Annotated in this window: 16 protein-coding genes, 1 other RNA gene and 1 pseudogene; 1 reads left to right on the top strand and 17 read right to left on the bottom strand. The window is 34.6% G+C overall.

The annotated features are described in order from the left end of the window. Positions 1–350: 350 nt before the first annotated feature. The 9 genes and pseudogenes from ACIQ7L_RS21995 to ACIQ7L_RS21955 all read right to left on the bottom strand — a co-directional run bounded on the left by ACIQ7L_RS21995 (position 351) and on the right by ACIQ7L_RS21955 (position 10379). Positions 351–551, bottom strand: a complete 201-nt coding sequence (locus ACIQ7L_RS21995) for a hypothetical protein (RefSeq protein WP_400571654.1) — start codon at positions 549–551, stop codon at positions 351–353. Between the two features lie 77 nt (positions 552–628). Next, positions 629–1276, bottom strand: coding sequence for a hypothetical protein (locus ACIQ7L_RS21990; protein ID WP_400571640.1), 648 nt, complete (start codon positions 1274–1276; stop codon positions 629–631). Between the two features lie 345 nt (positions 1277–1621). Beyond that, positions 1622–1789: a hypothetical protein gene (locus tag ACIQ7L_RS21985; protein WP_400571639.1), complete on the bottom strand. Its 168-nt coding sequence runs from the start codon at positions 1787–1789 to the stop codon at positions 1622–1624. A gap of 273 nt (positions 1790–2062) precedes the next feature. Beyond that, positions 2063–3331, bottom strand: a complete 1269-nt coding sequence (locus ACIQ7L_RS21980) for a helix-turn-helix domain-containing protein (protein ID WP_400571637.1) — start codon at positions 3329–3331, stop codon at positions 2063–2065. Between the two features lie 288 nt (positions 3332–3619). Further along, positions 3620–3931 (bottom strand): annotated as a pseudogene (locus ACIQ7L_RS28195) (transposase domain-containing protein); the annotation flags it as partial. 641 nt (positions 3932–4572) lie between these two features. Continuing rightward, on the bottom strand, positions 4573–5412 hold the full coding sequence (locus tag ACIQ7L_RS21970; RefSeq protein WP_400571652.1) for a TniQ family protein: 840 nt from the start codon (positions 5410–5412) through the stop codon (positions 4573–4575). 55 nt (positions 5413–5467) lie between these two features. Further along, positions 5468–6604 (bottom strand): ATP-binding protein, encoded by a 1137-nt coding sequence (locus tag ACIQ7L_RS21965; RefSeq protein WP_400571634.1) that lies wholly within the window; start codon positions 6602–6604, stop codon positions 5468–5470. A 6-nt stretch (positions 6605–6610) separates the two neighbouring features. Next, the gene (locus ACIQ7L_RS21960; protein ID WP_400571633.1) at positions 6611–9274 is read right to left on the bottom strand and encodes a TnsA endonuclease N-terminal domain-containing protein; all 2664 of its coding nucleotides are present in this window, start codon (positions 9272–9274) and stop codon (positions 6611–6613) included. Positions 9275–9293: 19 nt separating this feature from the next. Next, complete coding sequence (locus ACIQ7L_RS21955; RefSeq protein ID WP_400571631.1) at positions 9294–10379, bottom strand: TniQ family protein; 1086 nt, start codon at positions 10377–10379, stop codon at positions 9294–9296. A 135-nt stretch (positions 10380–10514) separates the two neighbouring features. Between ACIQ7L_RS21955 and ACIQ7L_RS21950 the strand changes: the two genes are divergently transcribed. Continuing rightward, positions 10515–11644 (top strand): IS3 family transposase gene (locus ACIQ7L_RS21950; protein WP_400571630.1). Its coding sequence is split into 2 segments (ribosomal slippage): positions 10515–10770 and positions 10770–11644, totalling 1131 coding nucleotides; the frame shifts between segments, so codons are not numbered across the junction. 555 nt (positions 11645–12199) lie between these two features. On the opposite strand, the gene ACIQ7L_RS21945 is transcribed toward ACIQ7L_RS21950, so the two are convergent. From ACIQ7L_RS21945 to rnr, 8 genes are all read right to left on the bottom strand, one after another. Beyond that, entirely contained in the window at positions 12200–13258 is a 1059-nt protein-coding gene (locus ACIQ7L_RS21945) for a toll/interleukin-1 receptor domain-containing protein (RefSeq protein WP_400571629.1), read from the bottom strand. 3 nt (positions 13259–13261) lie between these two features. Further along, entirely contained in the window at positions 13262–13711 is a 450-nt protein-coding gene (locus tag ACIQ7L_RS21940; RefSeq protein WP_098645957.1) for a hypothetical protein, read from the bottom strand. Between the two features lie 224 nt (positions 13712–13935). Beyond that, positions 13936–16980, bottom strand: a complete 3045-nt coding sequence (locus tag ACIQ7L_RS21935; protein WP_400571626.1) for a type I restriction endonuclease subunit R — start codon at positions 16978–16980, stop codon at positions 13936–13938. A 13-nt stretch (positions 16981–16993) separates the two neighbouring features. Next, positions 16994–18262 carry a restriction endonuclease subunit S gene (locus tag ACIQ7L_RS21930; RefSeq protein ID WP_400571624.1) on the bottom strand — a complete coding sequence of 423 codons (1269 nt, stop codon included), beginning with the start codon at positions 18260–18262 and terminating at the stop codon, positions 16994–16996. Beyond that, positions 18255–20039: a type I restriction-modification system subunit M gene (locus tag ACIQ7L_RS21925; RefSeq protein ID WP_400571623.1), complete on the bottom strand. Its 1785-nt coding sequence runs from the start codon at positions 20037–20039 to the stop codon at positions 18255–18257. The genes ACIQ7L_RS21930 and ACIQ7L_RS21925 overlap by 8 nt, the downstream gene beginning before the upstream one ends. A 364-nt stretch (positions 20040–20403) precedes the next feature. Continuing rightward, positions 20404–20762: a transfer-messenger RNA gene (gene ssrA / locus ACIQ7L_RS21920) on the bottom strand. Between the two features lie 125 nt (positions 20763–20887). Next, entirely contained in the window at positions 20888–21355 is a 468-nt protein-coding gene (gene smpB / locus ACIQ7L_RS21915; RefSeq protein WP_400571621.1) for an SsrA-binding protein, read from the bottom strand. A 214-nt stretch (positions 21356–21569) separates the two neighbouring features. Next, a complete protein-coding gene (gene rnr, locus ACIQ7L_RS21910; RefSeq protein ID WP_400571619.1) occupies positions 21570–23954 on the bottom strand; it encodes a ribonuclease R in 2385 nt (794 codons plus the stop codon). Positions 23955–24258 lie beyond the last annotated feature (304 nt).

Here is a 24258-nt window from a genome sequence, read left to right as displayed (position 1 = left end):
TGTTAGAATCCATGGAACGCTAGGCTATTTGAGCCCTGTTCAGTACAGACAGGAACACCTTAAAAAAATTGTCTAGTTTCGTGTTGACATACCAAAACTTTAAAAGAAAAGGGATACCACCAAAGCGGATTTACAACGTTAAGGATATCCCAGTATTAAAAAATCCAATCTCTCAGTGATATAAAGAGAAAGGAAAATCGAAAGGAAGAAGTCCTTGAAGCATTGAATCTTAAATAGGAATGAGTTGTTATTCAAGTAAGTAATCACTGATATTAAGCCTTTATCACTTATTTTGAATTTACATTTGCATGAATAAGCACTTGAGAAATAGATCTCAAGTGCTTATTCAATTATTTACTATCTCTTTTTCTTTCAGGAATAAAACTAGAAAGGAAAATGGCAACAATTAATGCTAGACTGAAGTTTTCAGTAGTATCAACCTCTAAACCACTTTTCCATTGATATATAAAGGATATCAATAATAAAAGTATAGCAATTCCACCCGTATATCTTACTACTTTTCGCTTAGTTCCCGTTTCTTTTCTTTTCACATCCATATGTATCCCTCTTTCTTATTTATTAAATAAAGTATGCTGCATTGTATCTCCAGTGCCATCAATCTTTTTGTTCATTTCATTTGAATTTGCTGAAATGCTGTCTGTTTCATCCATTGTAAGACGATTAAAGGCATCATTATTTTCTTGAAATCAAATGATAGCTGAATTCGCTCTTCTAACTCTCCATGTATATGCAATTGCTTTTGTAAGGCTAACATACACTCTGCAGTTTGGTCCTGTAACTTTGGATACATAAATTCTTTTGAATGCTGAATGCTTTCGCTTTGATTTATCATATATCCAATAGCTATAGGTCCTTTTTCTTCACCTATTCCTGCCTTAAATTCTTGAACATTGATGTCTTTTAAATGAATAAAATAATCATTATAAAAATCTATTGCATAAGCACCTGGGGTAGATATACCAGTTACAATATTCGGTTGGAAAACAAATAGAATAGGTGCCAAAGCTGTAAATATTTGATTGTGAAATGCTTCATATAGAATTTGTGCTAAGGTATTAATATGAATAAATGGTTGAGCTAGACTAATCGATTCTTTTTGGGATGCTTGCTTATTCAATTGCTGTTTGTAAACATGATATGGCAATACGTCTTGTTCATTTGAAAAGTTTTTTAAACGTTGATTATTTTTCCCACCAAGATCCAAATGATAATTTATATTGTTTATCATATCTATAGAACTTTTTGTCTCTAGCATCAGATTAACCACCTCCTTGCTGTCTAACTTTCTGTACCTAAAATATACGTGTTAATTTATGTTAATAACAATTAGTAAAATTCAGTTAAAAATATTTAAAATTATTGTTGTTTTTTTCTATATTATTTTACATGTTTTGTAATTCAGGAAAGTTTCTATAGGATTTAACCTTGTACAAATAAAAATATTGCTATCGTTGAAAATAAAATTAACTACTTAGTTTCGTTTAAAGCAAAGTTAATATAATAAAAAAACAGGTGGAACTTACTTTCCGCCTGTTTTTTATCTATGGATTATTTAATAGGGGTATGTATTTGAAGAAAATCTTGAATATGGGGGGATTAATTAATCAGCACATGGTTGAATATCAGCGTAGAAAGTTGGGATGTCTTCTATACTAGTTTGTACAGCTACATTTTGTGTAGTATCTGTACTAGTTATATTTTCAGATAAGGAAATGCCGGATAACATAATAGCTGTAGTAAGAATGACATAATTTTTTTTGATTTTCATAATTCCAACCTCCAGTAGTAGTTGCTTTGTTAATTTAAATACTAATGGATGTCCTTTGTTAAACGGAATTAGTAGAAATTTTTGATTTATAATTCATTTTTTTTATAAAAACAAGTTACCTATTTAACCAATTTTATTTGTGATTTATCTTATGTTAAATCATATTAATCCAATGCCTACTATTACTGTAGAATCACATAGAGGGGGATGTTGCGGATATCATTACCCAGATCCTTGATTAATCTCCCTCTATATATGTATTTTTAGTTTGTTTTAATTCGTCGAATTTTCAATTGATATTTTTAGATATTTTGCTGACATTTTATAAGCACGATTATCAAAAAAATAGCCTCCTAGTTCATGAGCCAGTTCACTTACTAAAGGATATTGTTTCTTTTCTAAACCGATTTCAATTGCTTTTTGCATCTGTTTTTCATATCCATAATCATCTCCTCTTAATTTAGATATCTTCCCTTTCAATCCATATAGTTGAACATTAGCGTAAGGTACATCAGAAATTGATAATAACTCAAACGCTTCATCCATAAATTCATTAACAGTTTTCCAATCTTTAAATTCTATATAAATCTCTATTAAGCTTCGTAATGCGTATACCTTTTGATGTTCTTGTTCGAGAAACTCACTTAATTGCAAACATTCTTCATAGTACTTAATAGCATTTGTATAGTCTTTCAAATCTTGATGAATTTTCCCATAATTGTACGAGATGATAGGTGAATATATAGAATTTTTATTATCTTCCAATTCACCTTCTGCTTGCTGTAAGCATTCAAGAGCCCTGTCATATAATCCATCTAAATCATACAGTATTGCGAGCATTAACAAAGTATCTATTACTTTATTCTTTATATTAAATCTCAAAAATATTTTGTAAGCTTTCTGCGCATACAAACGACTAATGCTTTTATCTTTATACAGCGCTTTATTTACAAGGCACAGATTATAATATACACTGGCGTGTTGAGTAGTTTCTTCTAGATCAAGTAAACTCTCTATCTTCACGTAGATTTCATGTGCAGCCATATAATCTTGTTTATTATAAAAATAATAACCTCGAGCCATTAAATAATATATATAATCTTCAGTATACTGGGGGGCTATTTGATTTGGAATAACTTGCACAGCCTGATTTACAATTGCTTCTACATATACTAAGTTATTATTTCGGGAATGATAGTATATTAAAACACCATAAGCCTTTAATAATAAAAGAATAGAGTCTATATCACGAACATACAGTTCTAAAGAAGATAAATCTTTTTCACTTATAATTTTATCATTTTTATACTTATTACATATTCCAAGGAGCATAGGTTCTATATCATCATAATCTGCATCTACAAGAAAATTGTAATCAACATCTAACTTTTCAGCGACCTTTTCTAAAAAGGAAGCTGAAGGTTTGATTTGTCCATTTTCAATTCTGCTTAAATACGTTATAGAACATATACCGGATACTAATTCCCCTTGCGTAAATTCTTTATGTATACGGATTTGTCGAATACGTTCACCAATGTTCATGTTCCCACTCCTTTCTTCGAATAACCTGGTTTGATTATTTTAGGGCAATATAATAAGAATAACGCCTATATTATCTATCATAATATGTGTATAGTTTTATGTTCAGAGAGGGAAATGTTATTAATACTTATTTGGATGCATATGAAATTTGTATGCCCGATTACTAATATCAGCTTTTCCACCTTCTACTCATATTACTACATTATACCAATTATCTGAGGCTCAAGCTTAATAAATGTAAACGTTAAGTAACTCCAAAATATACGACAATAGTTGTTTGCTTTTGAGTTACTTTTTGTTTGCTTCACTTTTTTTCGGTACTCTGCATCTAGACGGTAAATCCGTTGACCACGGCAAGACTTTATCGATTTCCTCTTTATTGTTTACATCGATATTGGGGAGCGTTTCAAACAAATAACGAAGATAATGAAAGGGACTTAAACCATTCTCTTTTGCGGTTTCAACCACACTATACATGATGGCACTTCCTCTAGCACCTCTCGGTGTATTTGAGAACATCCAATTTTTTCTCCCGATTACAAACGGTTTAATAGAACATTCATTTCTGTTGTTATCGATTTTAAACCATCTGAACTTTAATACTGAATTAGATTCATGCTCATAACCTTCAAAACTTCTTTGTTCGTAAATTGATGTGTTTGTTGAAACTTCAATTAGGTAATAAAATTCAATTCCTTGTTCCTTTTTATTCTCATACTCAAAAAAGTTTTCAGCTACCCATAATAGTTTTATGATATTAATTTCCACATCTAATTCTTCTTTGTATTCTCTTTTTAAGGCTTCCATTAAAGAAAACACCTTATCAGTCTACAACCATGTTTTAACAGTCTAATTCTTTTTTCTATAGCCTAAACCATTTTTTAATGAAACACCTTATAATAAAAATCTTAATTGTAGCTATAAATAATTACGACTTTAGCGAAGCATAAGTTTGCCGCAAACAAAAAGAACCATAAGCTTGCCGTTCCGGCAAACTTATGGTTCATATCACACACAATGTCACTTTACCTATAAGTTGGCCGCAGTTGGAAGCATAAGTTGGCCAGAAAACACTTATTTTTGTAGATAATCATCTAATTATTCAACGGAATTGGAAGCATAAGTTGGCCGTGTGTTAATTATTAACCCATAAGCTGACCGTGAATTTCACAAAACAGCAAATAAAAATACCTATTAGCTGCATAGGATATTCAAAATTACTAGCTTATTCATTAAAATCTTTATATGATTGATAAACCCATTAACTCTAACAAAGGGGTCTTTGTATAATAACTTAATGATAGGAGAGATCGTAACGGTAGCCTTAGTGACTCCCGTAGAATAGTTCTTAAATAAACGGGGTGTATATCTGTTATTAAGCAAAATTCTTTTTTATTCCCTTGAAAAAAATTTCTAAGGTTTCCCTCAACAATAGAACACACTAGTTCCCTTGTAGGTGGAATAACATATGGTGCTATTTCCAATAGTTCTTCTATACTTCTATTAATCCATTCATCCCGTTCAGTTAAATTATGTTCTTTTTGAAGAAATTTATATTCTTTTTGTCCTAGCCAATTACCACACCTATAACAATATCCTGGATACTCTATCTGTTTAGATTGCGATTTTTCACATTTAGGGTTAGGACATAAATATTCCAATTTTCTTTTGTGCCTTAAACATGCATTTGTACTAGTCAAATACCACATTAAAGGCTCATATATTTCTTTGTTAGCTTCACTCCATTCATCAAAACATTCTGGACACCACTTCTTATCAAAAGAAAACATCCTATTATGTATGACTTCTTTCCAAGTTAACATCGTCATATACTTAAAACCCTTTTGTAATGTTAATAATTCTAGTGATTCAGCAATCATTGTGGCTGTCTTCCCCGTGCCGTAAAATGAGGCACTCCACAAACGAGGCACTGATGCAAATTGCTTAGGGTACAAAGAACGCTTACATGGGTGTAATGCTATAATATGAGCCGCAAGCTTTGTTAGCTCAACATTATGCGCTAACGCTAACCTTCCAAGATAGCTCATTAAGCATTCCACCATAGGTGTTCCAACATTCATAGGTTCCAGAGAATATAAATAACTAGCTGAGCACTGTCTTGATATATACATATCTTTATCCCTCTAAATATCCTTGTTTTCCCACTGGATCTCGCTGCGGCTTCCGCCTTCCTACGCCACTTTTTTGAGTTGCATCTTTTTTAGCGCTTTTTTCTTTTTCCCTGGCCTTTAACCCTATCTTATATAGTAAATCTAACCTATCTTGTTCATTCTCTTCAAATAAATCCTCACCTTGCTCAATTTCCTCAATTAACATCTTCAAAGCATTAACAGGCATTGCATATGTATATAACATTTCTTTAGTTATAGTTTTCCTTCTATTATAAATAGCATCTCCTAAACAACGTGTGAGCCAGTCCTTGAGTATCCCTATGCATCCTAAAGTACGTTCATAAATAAAATCTGCATGTTCAAGTAAATTCGGTTCTTCTTCTAAAGGCAATTCTTTCTGTAACATATGGATTATCGAAAGAAAAGTACGGTAATCCTCCAAATTACTCGCTCTGTATCTTGGGAATTGTATACTTATTGTTCTACGACTGAGCTGTGCACTTAGATTAAAAAATTCTTTGAGCTCGTAAGTTCCAATTAAAATGTGTGGAACTTTCGTATTGTTAGCTAGCGATTTTATTGTATCTAGCTGGTTTTGCAAACTTTTGGCACCGGATACCTTAAGCAAATGCTGTGCTTCATCAACTATACAGGCCACAGGATTTCTAAATCTAAAAGCATTTTCAAGGGACCTTCTCAAAGCATACCAAGGTGATTTACTGTTATAATCCTTCTTCATAATTACATTTCTATTTTCTAAACAAATCTTATGATCTATCAGCGGTTCCTGTAATTCCTCCAAAGTTCGATAATAATAATCTTTCCAGTGAAACTTTCCAGAGTCGAAACCCACAATTTCAGTTCTAACTATAGGTATTCTACCTTTATCATTTTCTAACTCTTCTCGCATCCCTTGAATGAAGTAATCTTCTAGCACTTGTGCTAGGGTGGTTTTTCCCACCCCGCTCGGCCCAAGTACTAAAACAATAAAAGTTCCCGCTGGATTAAGAATGTAAGAAATAAGTTGTTCTTTCACTTGTTTGATGATAGGATGTTCAATTACAATATCCTCAAATTTTTTTAACTTACTTTCTTTATCAGAGAGCTCGAAACCATTAAACTTCCTTTCAAGTTCGTCCATCTAACATCATCCTCCCTTTCGGTAAATCTCGAACTCTTGAAATTCCATATTTTTTATCAATTCTTTAGTATTGGTTGCAGTAGATATAGGTAACTCCAACTCAACTTCACGTTGATTATCCTTAGATGCTAATGTATTTTTTAGATTCCCAGCCATTAATTTTTCTTTCTCCTCTATCCCATTAATAAATTCAGCAATTTTTTTAGCTGTAACAGTATAACCTTTTGCATGATTTTGCTTTCTTTTCTTAATCTCTTCCATAGCCAGTTTTAGCTCTCGCTCTGTTTTCCCTTTTAGCACATGGTAATACTCTGATGTACAAGTTATCCATTTTTTATTTACATACGCATACGCCATGCCTATATCAAATGGATCATATCTCACAGGTACACTCTGGTTTTCCAATACCGGACTATTAAATGCTGGATTCCAGTAATTTATATAATTGACTTTCACACCCGTGCGGGAATTTACTTTAGCGACTCCATTCCTTGTGGATGGCAAAGTCGTGACTATAAAATTTTCGTCATACGCAATGAACTCTAGTTTTCTTTCTCCTGTTCTATGTATCCCCTCATTAAATGCTTCGTCAGGAGTCTGTCCTTCTAAAGCTGGATGTACATTATCGCTATATACCGCTGATATCCATCCTTCTAACGCTTCATATAGGGCTTCTAAGGTCCACACAGCATGATTTACAGGATTCACTTTTTTAGTGACTTGGCGAACATTTTTCATAATTTTAGTGTTTCCTTGCAAGTTATGAATGAAATTAGAGTTTGAAGTCCCAAATAGTCTCTCAATTACATTACCAAATCTAGATTTGGCTGGTGGTCTTTCTTTTTTATTAATTTCATGCATAGATGTAAATGTATCAAAATAAATGCTATGGAACTCCTTCCCTCCATCCACTACAATGGACCCTGGTAATCGATGATACTTACGTACACATTCTCTTAGAGTCATCATAACCGACCTATAGCTAGCCGATTCGAACGAAATATAATAAGACAGAATAGTTCTGGAATAGGCGTCTACTAAGAATGTCAGCCATGGTCTCCCTAACACTTTACCTGTTTTAGAGCATACGAGCTGCACATCTAGCTGAGTATGATCTATATGAGTTATCTCCAATGGCCTATCTCCGTGCCGTGGAACACTATAATCCAAGTTCCAATAAAATGATTCATGTTTGTATGCCGCCCGATCTCCTTGCCTCTTTTTGACTTGTTCATAGCGGTCTCTATTCTGAATTGTTGCACAAAAAGTCTTATAACTAGGGACTGGGATCTTTTTTTTCTCACATAGGTTAGCTAATTGTCCGTATACAATAATCTTATTTTTTTGTTTAAGATTTTCATACTCACTTTCAATTACCTCTTCCATTAAGGATACGGTTTCTGTCGGAAGCTTTTGATCTCTATTCCCCTTCTTCTGATGCTTTGGGAGTAAACCTATATACCCACTCCCATATAATTGCTGTCCCTCTTTATAATCTTTTATCCACCGCCTAAGAGTCCGTTCAGAAGCTTCGTTACTAGGTATTTCCTCTTCATTTAGCTTTCGCTTAACTAAATCCATTCTGTTATTAGCTATTGCTAGCTCTTCTGGTCCCGCTTCTAATAAAATGTCCAGATAGGGAGCATACTTTCGACTTACGCTCTCTTCATCTTCGAGCACTACCTTGCCATTATTAAGTAATTCAACAAAATACAGTTTTGGCAGCTCTAAAAAACCATTTTCATCTGAATAAAGATAAACAGATTTGAAACCCATATTTACAACTATCCATGTAACTCCATCCCACATAACAGTTGAGTTAATATTTACAGTAAGGGCTGTTACTGGATAAGTGTTTTCAGGTTTTGTTGAACGGATACTTTCAAAAGCTACACTATGCTGTTCACTTAAAAAGACCGGGACATCACTGGACTTAGCAATGATGTATTGCCCTAAATCTATATACAATTCATTTGTAGCTACCAAAGTATATACATCATCAGCATCTGTTGTTTTTAGGCGGACAAGCAATTCAGCTAGTTTCATTCCTAATTCGGAAGCAAAAATATTCCTTATTTCCCTTTTCTTTTCTTCAGATACTGTATAGTTTTCATTCTTCAAATAATCTTCTAGAAATATAAGATTCCTGTATAAGTTTAAATTTACTTCAGCCGATGTTCTCACACAAAATTCTAAGCCGATTTGGCTTGCTGCCACTTCAGCTGGCGGACATCGCCAACGCCCCTCCTCATCTTTGAAATACCTAACTGGATCTTTTTGTGATAATTTAGCTAGTTGTTCTTCTGTTTTCCATTCCTCAATCTGCACACCATCTCTTCTTAATACTAAAAAATCCGGAGTATAAAAAAACGATATTCTCCGCCCATTTTCACGAGTATAATCTAGCTTCAAAGTAATAGGCTGATCATAATATTCAAGTACATCGTCATCATACTCTGCTAAATAAATGGCTGCTAACTCCACGGTGTGACTTTCAAATTGAATCGACATCCCCATTTTTTTACTAGGATATCTTCCAGCTACATTATATTTTGAACTTCTCACGCTTCGAGATGGAGGCGATGTTCTAATATTTTGGACAGTTTCAATCGTTTCTTTCGTGAAATCCATCAGTGTACACCAACTTTGAAATTCCTGCTCACTTAACATAAGTTACCTCCTAACCTAATTAAATGTTATCTCCTATTAATTCCTTAAAATAATCCCTTAGCTTCTTGTCCTTTAGTAACCCTGGCTTATTTGCCATTTCTTCAATTCTTCGTCTACTTGGGTATACACCTTGTTGTATAAGAATTTCCACCTGTTGATCAATTACCAGACGATTCCTAACGTAAACTTGATTTGCCTTTTCGTTAATACCGTCTGCATTCTTTGCTGAAATGACTTTACACAAATTCGGGAAGTGCTTGTAAAGCGTTCTTTTGGAGTATCCTAGCTGTTTCGCTAGCTCATTCATTGATACGGTGGAGTCTGAGTGGTGAGCATATTTTTGGAGTATAGATAAAGCTGTATCATAATCAAATTTTATTTCTCTTTTTTTAGTATCTTTCGAATAAGCCCCTGCATTGAAAGCTATTTGCTCTTTATTTAAACTTATATCTTCGATATAAAAACTAACTGGTGAAATATTAAATAAGTAACATATTTCTAACACCCTAGATAGTGGAGGTAAAACTTTTCCATTACACCAATCCCATAGGGTTGTCTTTGCTAAATTTAATTTCCTTGCAAACTCTTGCATATTTCCCTCTGTATAAATATCAACAAGGTGAGTTAGATTTCTAATGATGTGTTGCTTACTCGCTGAAATTTCGATTTGTTCTTTATTCTTTATAATTTGTTCTGCCATTAAAGTTATTTTATAATCAAAATCATTTCCGTCTGAAAACCTATTAAAATTCACTTCTGTACCAAGCCAAGTATTGCAATAAGGGCAGTATCCATTTTGGCTTTTCCTGTGTAAAATCGGAATCTTTTTATGGCATAAAAAACACTCAGTTTCTAGCTTACACCTATGCTTTGAACATGTATTAACCATTTCAAGGCTCCACAACAGAAGATTATAAATGGCATTCCCAGTATTAAGTTGTTCTTCATAGCATACTGGACACCATGCGAGATGATTTTTTAATAAATAACGTAATGGTATTACTTCTTTTATAGATGCAAACGTCAATATACCTAATTGCTGTACCTTCGTTAGTTTCTCTAAAGCACCTACCATATCTAGCGCATTGCTTCCAAAACCATTCATTGTCTTTGCACCATCATAAAATCTATTTCCGCCTCTAGCTGTACTATAGATAAGAAATTGGATAGGCTACACTGAACTAGACAAAAAAATTAAGGTCAAGTAGACTACAACTAATATATTTGAGGGGAATCTACTATGACGAAAAATAAAAGAGAAAGAAGAACTTTTACAGCGGAATTTAAACACCAAATGGTTCAACTGTATCAAAATGGTAAACCAAGGAAAGACATCATTAAGGAATACGAACTAACACCATCATCATTGGATCGGTGGATTAATCAAAATCATACGTCTGGCTCATTTAAAGAGAAAGATAATAAGACGGCTGAACAACTAGAATTGGAAGCGTTGAGAAAACAAAACAAACAGCTTCTTATGGAAAATGATATTTTAAAGCAAGCGGCGCTGATACTAGGACGAAAGTAAAAGTAGTGAAGAATAACCTACATAAATACTCGATATCAGCAATGTGCAATGTCCTACAATTATCAAGAGCAACCTATTATTATGAGGTAAAACAAGCACAAAATACAGGAGAAGAATTATCGCCACTAGTGAAAGAAATCTTCCGAGAGAGCCGTCAGAACTATGGAACACGAAAGATAAAAGTAGAACTAAAAAAGTTAGGTTATGTGGTTTCGCGCCGTCGTATTGGACGGACTATGAAGAATCAAGGTTTAGTATCTAACTATACGATTGCACAATTTAAGCTGAAGAAAGCTAACTGTAACGAAGAAAAAATTTCAAACGTGCTCGATCGTCAGTTCAATCAGAAAGAAGAGTTGGCTGTAGTCGTAAGTGATTTAACATACGTCCGTGTGAACAAAAAGTGGAATTACGTATGTTTATTAGTTGATCTCTTTAATCGAGAAATCATAGGACATAGCGTGGGTCAAAAGAAAGATGCCGAGCTTGTTTCACAAGCTTTCACAGCGGTGAAAACAAACCTGACTCGGATTACCTTATTTCATACAGATCGAGGAAATGAGTTTAAAAACAAGCTGATTCATGACACGTTAGAGACCTTCAAAATCAAGCGTTCACTAAGTACAAAAGGTTGTCCATACGATAATGCCGTAGCAGAAGCAACCTACAAAATCTTTAAAACAGAGTTCGTTCGCGGTCGTCATTTCGCAAATTTAGAAGAATTGACCTTAGAATTGAACGACTACGTAAACTGGTTTAATAATGTTAGAATCCATGGAACGCTAGGCTATTTGAGCCCTGTTCAGTACAGGCAGGAACACCTTAAAAAAATTGTCTAGTTTCGTGTTGACATACCAAATTCTTTATTCAATATTGGAGCAATAACGTAAGAGATTAATGATGAGGGATAAACTTGATGTGCTTCTGATAATCTAATCAAGTAACTTGTTAAAGATTCAATATAAGACTCCTCTCTACCAATGGGTTTCAAACTATACAACTGACTCCTTTGCGAATAGATACTTCTCACTTTTAACACCGCACTTTTTTTAATATCCTATTATAAATATGGACACTTATCTCTTTATATAAACTAGTGCAGTGATATGATTAGATGTATCGAACAAAAAATAAAAAAATCCTTGTAATTCATTCAATTAAAACTGACTTAAACCTTACAACTGATTTTATTGCAGCTTTTAAACAAAGTTTGATCAAAAACGTGCTACGAGTGTTGATTTTATAATAGAAGAAACCCACGCATTTTGAAAAAAGATTGATCAAAATGCATAGGTTAGGCTTTGGTGTGGAGTTCGTTTGTATAAAAAAGATTGATTAAAATATCGAATTGTTTACTAATGTACATAGCGTCAAGTACTGCTTAAGGCAAATGTTCATTTAATACTTGAATTAATTTCTTCTATAAAAGCTGCATAATCAGATTTTTTTAATTCACTTAAATTAGTATTATTCCAGTCACTTATATCAGATAAAAATTCACTTATGTTACTTGAAATATTCTTTATTCTTTTTAATTCTTGTAAAGGTTGGATTTTACTTGTTTCTTGTGTTATTTTACTAATCATTTCTAAATACTCTGTTTCTTTATTTTCCCAATAAGTAATATATTTTATTTGTTCTTCTAGAGAATAAACATTTGCTGCAATTTGAGACGGCACAGCAGATTCCGAAGGTAAAAAGGCAACATCTGAATCTTTTAGAATTACTAACAACATTTTTTCCTTATATTCACGTAAACGCATTACCTCAGATATTTCATACATACAGTTTACTGATTTTAAATAGTTGTCGCTAATAATGCTAATTACAAAATCATGTTTACCAATCGAGTGCATAAAGCTTTTAATACTATCTTTAAATTTAAGCCCTCGAATATCTCTAGTTAAAGTATACCCCATATCTTTAAAGTCATTGTCAATTAAATCAGCAAATACCGTATCATCCCAACAATATGAAATAAATATCTTCGGTTGTTCTTCTTCTTCAACAATTTCTAATGCAACAGGCGCAATACCAAAAATTATATCTTCAAGATATTCTCTAATATGGCTAACTAAATGAACTGTCACCTCATGATTAAAAGCATCAATATGGTTTTGATACTTATTTCCAGTGCCATATCCCATGCTAACGTTAGTATATGCCTTATTAGTTTCAATATATTTTAACAACTGATAAATATACGATACTTCCTCTTTAGAATCTAATGGCAACTCTAATTTATCATTCCAGCCTTTATTACCTAATATAGCTTCAAAATTTATAGTTTCTTGTGTACATTCATTTATATATTCCATTATCAATGGGCTGTTTTCAATAAATAATAAAAATCTTGATAAATCTTGTTGTTCAGACCCATATTTCGTTGAAAGTAATCTAGACGAATTTGTTCTAAAATCCCTACTTAATTTATTAATTTGTTTTAAATCCATATTCTATTTCCCCCCACAGTAAATACAATAAGGTATAAGCCACTTATCTAGTTCAGCTACTTTAAAATGTGAATCACAGCATTTTTTCTTAACAATTACCAAATGGTTATCAGTTTCATAGAGTTCAGGTTCATAGGTACTCGGCTTTTTACCTGCTTTGATTTTCACGAATTTATTTCCTCTATTTTTTCTTTCCAATCCTTTAAACATTTGATATATCATATCTTCAACATAATTTTGTGCTATAGAATGTGCTTTAGCGATAACTTCGTCTGTATAAAAAGAATTAAACTCATCCACCAATCCACAAATTGGACAATAAATATTCACTATAGCTGTTTCTTTAAATTCCGATGCTAAAATCTTAAATTTATTTCTACAATAAGGACAACATAAGTTAAAATAGCCATCGGAATCCGTGGGTATATTTATTGAAAATGAAACATTACTCATTATCTTAACTCCTTCTCCTTAAAAAGGCACAAATTATCTGTAATCGGTTTATGATGTATATTTAAATTTTCAACATGTTAATTGACTTCTTTGAGATTCTATAATTAAACTTATAGGATAATATTCTTTAACCCAAATGTTAAAATAGAAAACAGTACTATTTGCATTGATATAAATATCATGTAAGAATGTACTGCTTTTTCATTTCATAGTATTAGAGAATATCAGGCCTGTGCTCTAAACCACTTGTATAAATCTTTGGCTAGTAAAGAGTACACTGTGTTGTAATAATTTTCATCTGAGCCAACAAGTTTACTAAATGCTGTTTGGTTTTCTGCATATTTTTCAAGTACAGTGTCTTGGAAAATATCTTTAAATAAGTTCTTCTCAAACATCTCAGAACTATTATTCTTTGCCATATTGACTAACTTTAAATCCGGCTTTTGTTTAAATGATTTATACAGTGTTTCAACTAATACTTTGTCACCTTCTGTGAAGTCATCAGGAAAACGTTCATTAATACGATGGATAATTTCTTCTAATGAATCACGTTCTTCAGGCGGCTTAATACTTGCGTTGATTTCTTTAGGATTGCTTAAGACGCCACTATCTCCATCCTCGGCAATTAACATAATTTCGCCTTCAAAATCTTTCTGTAACTTGTAATATTCTAACTTTACTTTATCAGCGATATCGACCTTTTCTCGTTGCTCTTTCGGAATAAACTTTAACAAGTAATTTGTAAAGATATTTTCCTCTAACAGCTCCATGTCAAATGTGCGATCTAATTGCGAAGCATAATTGTACCATTTGCCAAAGTTACGTAATGTTACACGAAATTCATACTGTGTATCCCTTGGCAAATCATCATAACGTTGTATAACAGGCTTAAACAGACTAGAAATACGCCCTAATAATCGCTCATCTTGTTTCTTTTGTGCTTGTTTCACTAATTTAATAACAGCGTCAATATCATCTTGATTATAAATATTGTATTTACGTAGTTTGCTTTGCGTATCGTAAATTAAGTTAATATTGATTTCGCTATCTAATGTTGTTACTTCATAAAACGGTTGGAAGGCTTCTAAGATTTCGTCTTCTGTGTTCACGAAGTCTAAAATAAAAGTATCTTTTTTCCCTTGTGTTGTACGGTTTAAACGTGACAATGTTTGTACCGCCTTAACACCACTTAATTTTTTGTCAACGAACATCGTATGTAGTAATGGCTCATCAAAACCTGTTTGATATTTTTCAGCTACAATTAAAATATTAAAGTCATCTGTATGAAACGCTTCCTTTAATTGATTCTCCTTAATACGTTCGCCATCTTTCGTTACATTCATACTTGGCTCCGTATACTCTATACCATCATCGTTTACTGTACCTGAGAAAGCCACTAGTACATCTAAATCTATATAGCCTTTTTCCTCAATGTATGTTTTAAACTCCTGCATATAACGCACAGCGTGTAAGCGAGAAGGTGTAACGACCATTGCTTTTCCTTTACCGCCAATCGCTTTTTTTGTTACTTCACGGAATTGCTCGACCATTACCTCAGTCTTTTGACGTAATACCCAAGGGTGAAACGATTGATAACGTGCAATCGCTCGCACCGCTTCTGTCTTTGGCAACTCAGGGTTATCATCAATTTCTTTCGCAATACGATACGATGTTTTATACGTCATATAATTTTTCAAAACGTCTAAAATAAACCCTTCTTCTATTGCTTGGCGCATACTATACACATGGAAAGGGGCAAAACTGCCATCTGTTTGTTTTGTACCGAACATTTCAATCGTTTTTTCTTTCGGTGTCGCTGTGAACGCAAAAAAGCTTAGATTGCTATGACGCCCTTGCGCTAGCAAGGTTTTCACTAATTCGTCTTGGTCATCTAACGTCGTATTTTCGATATCCTCTTCAATTTCTTGGTACTCTTGCAATGTTGCCTCTTTGTCAGCTAAAGCCGCTTTCAATTTTTGAGCGCTATTACCAGTTTGCGACGAATGTGCTTCATCTACAATAACCGCATAATTTTTACCTTTTTCCGTTTCTACTTCTTGATAAATGACCGGGAATTTTTGTAACGTCGTAATAATGATTTTCTTACCATCATTAATCGCTTGCTTTAAATCTTGTGATGTTTTTCTATCATCAATTGTTTCAACTTGTCCTGTTGTATGGTCAAAACTCATAATCGTGTTTTGCAGTTGACGATCTAATACCGTACGGTCCGTTACAATGATAACAGACGCAAAAATTGGGTTGTTATTTTCGTCATGGGCTGAAGCTAAATGATACGCTAGCCACGCAATACTATTCGATTTACCTGAACCCGCACTATGTTGAATTAAATAATTTTCACCGCTGCCGTTCTCTTTGACATCTTCAAGCAATTTACGTACAACATCAAGTTGATGATAACGCGGGAAAATCAGTTTCTTTTTCGTCATTTCGCGGTCGCCTTGTTTTTCTTTCTTGATTTCCAAGTTCATAAAACGTTGAATAATATCCATTACATTATCTCGCTGCAACACTTGTTCCCAAAGGTACGCTGTTGGGTAACCGTCATTATTTTCTGGATTCCCCTTACCCCCAACCCGTCCTGGACCGTTCGAACCTTGATTAAACGGTAAGAAGAATGTTTTGTTGCCTGCCAACTTCGTTGTCATAAAGACTTCATAGTGATCCACTGCAAAATATACTAAAAAACGTGTATTGAATTGAAATACTAATTCTTTTGGGTCACGGTCTTGTTGAAATTGCACTTTCGCGTTTTCTACTGACTGTCCTGTATATTGATTTTTTAATTCTAATGCGATTAGTGGGATACCATTTACTAGCAATACCATATCAATCATTCTATTGTTATTCGGGCTATACGCAAACTGACGTATACAGGTAAACTGGTTTGCATTATAATTTTTTAATGTTTCATAATTCAAATTAGAAACTGGTTTGAAATACGCAACCTTTAATGATACTCCACGATCTCTAATACCATTGCGTAAAACGTGCAACATTCCATGCATACTTACTTCTTCATTAAAACGCTTTAAAAACTTACGGCGAACATCTTCCTTATAAACTTTCTCATAACGTTCCCACTGCTTCGGCTGCGTCACTTGAATGAACCCAATAAGCTTATCCAAATCTAGTCCAATGGTTGTATCAAAGTGAGTGTCTTGTAATCTCTCACTTTGCCACCCACCATTCGTTGTTAAAGCTGTCTCAATGTCTTGTTCAAAACGAATTTCCTTAATTTCAACCAAATCCCCATCCCCCTTACATTTCTTTTTTTCCTGTTACACACTCATAAATTAATGATTTTTTGTATTGCTCTAATTCCTCTAATAAATCTTTCTTTTGTTCAATCATAGAATTTATTTCAACTAACTTACCATTTAAAAATTTAACTATTTCTTGTTGTTCATTAATAGGAGGTAATGGTAAGTAAAAATTTAAAAACTTATCTGTTTGCAGTCTCCATCTACCTAAATTTGAAACCCCTTGTCCTAATCCATAAAAAATTCTATTTGTATAACAAATTTGGAATACGTATAGATAAAACTCAATTGAAACTAATTCAATATCTTTAGTATAAAAAACTCTATAATCGGGACTAGTCACGCCTTCTTGAGCTGCAATATCAATCCAGCCAGTTAACAAGTCCATATGATTCATTACAAAATCTTTAGGTTTAACAATTTGGTACTTACTATAATCTGCCGCCATTTGACCTTCGTTTCGAGTAATGTCTTTGACTTTTAAGCCACTTTGAGTAACAGATAGAACATCATATCCATTTTGATTCGCAATATTTTTTTTAATTGCAAATAAACGATTGACTTTTACTAAATTCCACTCTTTAGGCATCTCCCCTATCCACTCGATTTCACTATCTTTTATTCCAACATTTCTATTTAACCCTTTTGTTACAGCTTCCGTAATTAAGGATTGCTTATATTTCTTTAGTTCTTCGATAGATTGTTGAGTATCGCTAATAATATTATTTATTGTTTTAGTTTTTTCATCTAGTACTTCTACAATCTTTTTTTGTTCATTTAAAGGAGGCAAAACAATTGGAACCATCGAAAAATTACTAAATCTTATTGCCTTACCATCACGGATAGTATCTAATACTGTTCCACGTAAAGCCTGAATATACATTTCTGATTTAAAAAAGTACTTGTAATATCCAGCATAAGTCTGTTTAGTTTTCTCTTTTAGAACGGTATATGCAGGAGTAATCCCACCTGATTCTTGTGCTATTTCTAATCCACCTTGAAAGCTACGTAAACTGATAACAAAATCTCCCTTATCAACTTGTTTCAAATCACTTAGATCTCGCTTTTGAACAGGCATTTGGGATTCTAATTTCATAAACCTACTTTGTGAAATTACTCCATATTTTTGAGATGCAGTTAACTGTTCTACATTTCCTTCTACCTTTTTTGAAGAGTTATAAAAGAATAAATTACTCGGTACAACTTTCCAATAATTCGGAATAGCACCTATCCATTCTATTTTTGAATCCTTCATTTTTCTAGTCAACGTTGCTCACATCCTTACCTGATAGTACTTCGAAGTTGGCTAGGATTGATTCTTCTAGCTTTTTAATGCGCTCTGCGATTAACTCTGAAGGCTCTGGTGCTGTATATTTGTAGAATAATCGTGTGAAAGGAATTTCATAGCCGATTTTATCTTTTTTACGGTCCATCCAAGCATCTGGGTTGAATGTTAATACTTCACGTTCAAAATACGTTTGTACATCTTCTTTTAATGGAATATCTTCAGTATCACGTAAACTTGTATCTACAACTGGCTTATCTTTTTTCAAAATAATATTGCCTTCTTCATCACGCTGTGGGCTTTCTACAGTTACTTTGACATAACCAAAATCAAGGTTGTCAAATACTTTTGATTCCACGACTTTATCGTCTACATAATATTCTTTATTCGTAAACTCACCATACGCTTGAACAATCATATTGCGGCATTCTTCGTTAATATCTACACGTTTATTACCGATGTTTTTACGGCGTTTTCCAAACATTTTAGATGCATCAATGAGCTGTACTTTTCCTTGTCGCGCTGCTGATTTATTTTTTGTTAAGATCCATACATACGTTGAAATCCCTGTGTTATAAAATAAGTCAGTCGGCAGCTGTACAATCGCTTCTAGCCAGTCATTTTCAATAACATATTGGCGAATAGTACTTTCGCCACTACCTGCCTTACCTGAAAATAATGCTGAACCGTTATGAACAATTGCCATACGCCCTGTTTCTTTTAATTTAGAAAGACCGTTTAATTGGAATAATAATTGACCATCTTTGATTATTGGCAAACCAACACCAAAACGCCCGTTTTCACCTTTTTGATGTTCTTCTTCGACACTCTTTTTGTCTTTCTTCCAATCAATACCGAAAGGCGGATTAGAAATACAATAATCAAATGTATAGCCTTCAAACTGATCATTTGATAACGTGCTCCCTAACGCCATGTTATCGGGATTACCGCCACGAATCATCGTATCAGCTTTTGCGATTGCATACGTTTCTGGGTTAAGTTCTTGTCCAAATGTTGCAACTTCAGCACTTTTGTTGAAATCGTGAATTCGCTCAATCATCGCTGATAACATTTGCGAAGTACCCATTGTTTGGTCGTATACCGTTTTAACTACATTTTGTCCCGTCAATGTTTCACGATCTTCTGCTAATAATAAATCTGTCATTAAATAAATGACATCACGGCTCGTAAAGTGTGCTCCTGCTTCTTCGTTGTAGCTTTCTGAGAATTTTCGTACTAACTCTTCGAACACATATCCCATATCTGTACTTGTTACTTTATCTGGTCCTAAATAGGATTCTTTTTTGTTAAATTCTTGTATCACATAGAAAAGCGCATCATTTTCCGCCATATTCGTAATCTCAATATCAAATTTAAAGTTAGCTAAAATATCTTGCATATTATCTGAAAAACCATTTAGATACGCTCTAAAATTTGTTTCGATGTTAGCTGGATCTGCAAGTAGCGTTTCAAATGTGTATAAGCTCGTATTATAAAAAGAATACCCTGCTGCTTTTTCTAACATTCGATTACGCATTGTGTCGTTCATATCTTTACATTGTTCTGAAGCTTTAAGCACCGCTTCTCGTGTAGGCATTAATGTGTCATGTAGACGTTTAATAACTGTCATAGGAAGAATGACTTTTCCATATTCATGTGGTTTATATAATCCTCTTAAAATATCAGCCACGTTCCAAATGAGGTTAGCTTGTTTTTGTACATTAATTGTTGTTTGTAAATTACGATTTAATTCGCTCATATTATATTCTCCTGTATCATTTGTTAATTTTAATCAATAAATACTTATAGTATACCAGCTTCAATAATTAGTGGGTTGAAGCTGGTGTTGTTTTTTTACGAATAATAATTATTTATCATCATGTTAATAGATGGAAATTCCACCCAAATAGCTAACAAAATGTCTTTTTCAGTTGGTTCTATTTCACCTATTCTGTTCAATATTGGCATTGACGTCTAAAAAGGAAGATAAGCAATTGTAGATGCCATTGAATAGCCCTTATAGGAAGCATAAGTTGGCCGTAAACTAAAAGAAGCATAAGTTGGCCAAAACGGCCATCTTATGCTTCTTTTTACACAAAATAAAAAAACCACCAAATATGTATTGGTGGAGACGGTGGGAGTCGAACCCACGTCCAAAAATATCGGCACTTAAGCTTCTACGAGTGTAGTCGATATATTAGCATTTCGCGAACTCTTCGGCCTATCGACAGGCTTCCAAGTTGCTAGTCTGATTGTTCTCTTCCTTCGCCCTCAGACGGCGAACTCCGGCGTAGTCCACTTAATTTGAGTCCCTTACCCTACCACATGGACGATGGAGGGAGGAACCGCTAAGCTGTATTAAGCAGCTAAAGCGAAGTTGTTTTGTTGTTTGCCAATTATAGGCTTTGACGTTTTAACGAGGCCGATCCCCTCGACTCGCAACCTAAGCTCGAACTATCCCTGTCGAATCCGTAACGTCCCCATGATAGAAATGGAGCATACGAAGAAATATCGTGATAGCTACTAAGAGCTGTTTTTCAATGTGCAACAACCTTACATAAGTTATTATATCATACGCGCGCCGTTTTACAAATGTAAATATCTGTATTACATCTTTTGACGATCACGGAACGCGCGTGCAATTTCACGTTTAGCTTCTTTCTCTTTTAAATCGTGACGCTTATCATATTGCTTCTTACCTTTTGCTAAACCAAGTGCCATTTTTGCAAATCCATTTTTTAAATAAATTCTAAGTGGAACTAATGCGTAACCAGTTTCTTTTGCAGAGCCCGCTAACTTCTCAATTTCTTTTTTATGAAGAAGTAATTTTCTCGTACGAAGTGGATCATGGTTAAAACGATTCCCTTGTTCGTACGTACTAATATGCATATTATGAACCCATACTTCACCGTTATGTATACGTGCAAACGCATCTTTCAAGTTCACGCGCCCAGCGCGAATCGATTTAATTTCCGTTCCTTGAAGGACAAGCCCTGCTTCGTATGTTTCTTCGATGAAATAATCATGAAATGCTTTTTTATTTTGTGCAATAACCTTACCGTTACCTTTTGGCATTATCTGTCCCTCCTCTATTTTTACTATTGTAACAAAAGTTAAAGAAAAGCGGAAGTGGCTCGTTTAGAATCTTAGGGCGGTGGAGCTCCCGACAGAGAAGCGCTTTTTGCTTCGTCCGAGGGGGCGAAGCGACCGTAGATTCTAGCCACTGGAGCTGGATCAAATAAAAAGCGAAAGTGGCTTCGCTCAGTATATAAACGAAGCCACTTTATTCTTACTTACGCTTTTTCTTTTTCTTCTTAAATCCTGGGACATTTTCAAAGAATGGCTTTTTCTTTTTACCGTTACCATCCTTTTTCCCTGGACGGCCGGATACTCCTTTTCCGCGGCCACCGCGTTCATGTTTGCGGCCGTTACCGCGTTCTTCACCACCACGATCACTGCGTTTCTTTCTGCCGCCTCGTGGCTGCTCAATAACAACTGGACGATCTTTGAATTTGCGTCTTGGCGTACCTTTCATACCGACGATTTCAAAATCAATCGCACGTTCCTCTTTGTTTACATTAATAACGCGAATTGTAATTTCGTCACCGATGCGGAATACGTTGCCTGTACGTTCTCCGATCATTGCGAAATGCTGCTCGTCATAACGGTAGTAATCATCCGTTAAGTAGCTAACGTGTACAAGACCTTCAATTGTATTTGGAAGCTCTACGAATAAACCGAAGTTTGTGACAGAGCTAATCATACCGTCATACTCTTCACCGATCTTATCAAGCATATATTCTGCTTTTTTCAGTTCGTCTGTTTCACGCTCTGCCTCAACAGCACGGCGTTCCATATTAGAAGAGTGCTCTGCAATCTCAGGTAAGTTTTCACGCCACTTCGCTTGCGTTTCGCTATCGACTTTACCGTTAATGATATATTCACGAATCAATCTATGAACGATCGTATCTGGGTAACGACGAATTGGCGATGTGAAATGCGTGTAGAACTCTGTTGATAAACCGAAATGACCTAGGCTGTCTGCATCGTAACGAGCTTGTTTCATCGAACGAAGCATAACTGTCGAAATCACGACTTCTTCTGGCTGTCCTTGAACCATTTCAAGAATTTGTTGCAGTGCACGAGGATGTATGTCATTCGCACGTCCTTTTACCGCATAGCCGAAGTTTGTGACAAACTCGAAGAAACGCTCTAATTTATCTTCTTTCGGATCTTCATGGACACGATACATAAACGGTACGTTCATCCAGTGGAAATGCTCTGCTACTGTTTCATTCGCAACAAGCATAAACTCTTCAATTAACTTCTCTGATACAGAACGATCACGCATTACAACATCAGTCGGTTTTCCTTCTTCATCTACTAGCACTTTAGCTTCTTTAAAGTCAAAGTCAATTGCACCACGGCGCATACGTTTTTCACGTAAAATTTGTGCTAACTGCCCCATCTCTTTAAACATTGGCACTAGCGGCTCATAACGTTCAATTAGCGCTTCGTCTTCATCTTCCAAAATGCTTCTAACATCAGCATACGTCATACGCTCTGTCGTTTTAATTACACTTTGGAAAATCTCATGCTTTACAACATCACCTAGATTATTGATTTCCATTTCACAAGATAATGTAAGGCGATCTACTTTTGGATTCAATGAACAAATTCCATTTGATAAACGGTGCGGAATCATCGGAATAACACGATCCACAAGGTATACACTCGTCGCTCTCTCCGCTGCTTCCACATCAATTGGAGATCCTTCATGGACATAATGACTCACATCCGCGATATGAACACCAAGTTTATAATTACCGTTCTCAAGCTTTGTTACTGTTACCGCATCATCTAAATCTTTCGCATCTGCGCCATCAATTGTAACGATCATTTGATCACGAAGGTCGCGACGATCTTTTAAATCTTCTTCTGAAATCGTTTCTGGTACACTGTTTGCATGTTCCATTACATCTTCTGGGAATGCAAGTGGTAAATGATGTTTATGAATGACAGATAAAATATCTACCCCTGGATCATTTTTATGACCTAGAATTTGAATAACTTCACCTTCCGCACTTAAACGGTTCTCTGGATAGCTCGTAATTTTCACAACTACTTTATGACCTTCTACAGCACCCATTGATGCGCTTTTCAAGATGAAAATATCACTTGTCCAGCGCTTATTATCAGGTATAACAAACCCAAAGTTCTTCGATTCTGTATATGTACCAACTAGTTCTTTCGTTCCACGCTCTAAAATACGAACAATTGTACCTTCTTGACGTGAACCACTTGATTGCGAGCTAACACGCGCTAATACTGTATCACCATGAAGTGCACCATTTAATTCTGTAGGCGGGATGAAAAGATCATCGTCTCCCGTTTTCTTCTCCTCTGGAACGACGAAAGCAAAGCCACGTGCGTGTCCAATTAACTTACCGCGTACTAAATTCATCTTTTCAGGAAGACCGTAGCGGTTGCTGCGTGTACGAACAACAAGTCCCTTTTCTTCCATCATAACAAGTGCCTTTACAAAATCTTTAAAGCCAGCGGAATCTTCAATCCCAAACGCAGCTTCTAATTCTTGTATCGTTAACGGTTTATACGCTTCTTCTTTCATAAATAATAACAACTTATCAATATGTTCTTGAATGATTTCTTCCAAGCAAAAATACCTCCTTTAAACCCTCATATTATTTAGTGTATCCGAAACATTGACTCTATATAAAGTGAAACTTCTACAAACACTCGTTTTTTATCATTTATTCTACTACTTGTGTGCAGTAAGGTTCTCATCTTAGATGTTTATTCCTATGTATGATTTACTTTCCTCTAAGCCGAAGCTTTGAAAACAAAAGAAAGCCTTCTCTCGTTTTCTCTTTTTGTTTTCACTTGGCATGGGGACAAAACAGGCTCTGACCGCTTCTAGCCATCGCCGGATCCCCTCTTCCACCAAAAAAAGAATAGAT

It is taken from the genome of Bacillus sp. NPDC094106, from assembly GCF_044764345.1.
GTDB lineage: Bacteria > Bacillota > Bacilli > Bacillales > Bacillaceae_G > Bacillus_A.
This window is presented reverse-complemented; position numbering and strand designations above follow the sequence as displayed.

Coding starts and splice junctions, on each gene's coding strand:
- ACIQ7L_RS21990 (WP_400571640.1), bottom strand. CDS start 1,276: ATGCTAGAGACAAAAAGTTCTATAGATATGATAAACAATATAAATTAT.
- ACIQ7L_RS21985 (WP_400571639.1), bottom strand. CDS start 1,789: ATGAAAATCAAAAAAAATTATGTCATTCTTACTACAGCTATTATGTTA.
- ACIQ7L_RS21980 (WP_400571637.1), bottom strand. CDS start 3,331: ATGAACATTGGTGAACGTATTCGACAAATCCGTATACATAAAGAATTT.
- ACIQ7L_RS21970 (WP_400571652.1), bottom strand. CDS start 5,412: ATGAATGTTGGAACACCTATGGTGGAATGCTTAATGAGCTATCTTGGA.
- ACIQ7L_RS21965 (WP_400571634.1), bottom strand. CDS start 6,604: ATGGACGAACTTGAAAGGAAGTTTAATGGTTTCGAGCTCTCTGATAAA.
- ACIQ7L_RS21960 (WP_400571633.1), bottom strand. CDS start 9,274: ATGTTAAGTGAGCAGGAATTTCAAAGTTGGTGTACACTGATGGATTTC.
- ACIQ7L_RS21955 (WP_400571631.1), bottom strand. CDS start 10,379: ATGAATGGTTTTGGAAGCAATGCGCTAGATATGGTAGGTGCTTTAGAG.
- ACIQ7L_RS21945 (WP_400571629.1), bottom strand. CDS start 13,258: ATGGATTTAAAACAAATTAATAAATTAAGTAGGGATTTTAGAACAAAT.
- ACIQ7L_RS21940 (WP_098645957.1), bottom strand. CDS start 13,711: ATGAGTAATGTTTCATTTTCAATAAATATACCCACGGATTCCGATGGC.
- ACIQ7L_RS21925 (WP_400571623.1), bottom strand. CDS start 20,039: ATGAGCGAATTAAATCGTAATTTACAAACAACAATTAATGTACAAAAA.
- smpB (WP_400571621.1), bottom strand. CDS start 21,355: ATGCCAAAAGGTAACGGTAAGGTTATTGCACAAAATAAAAAAGCATTT.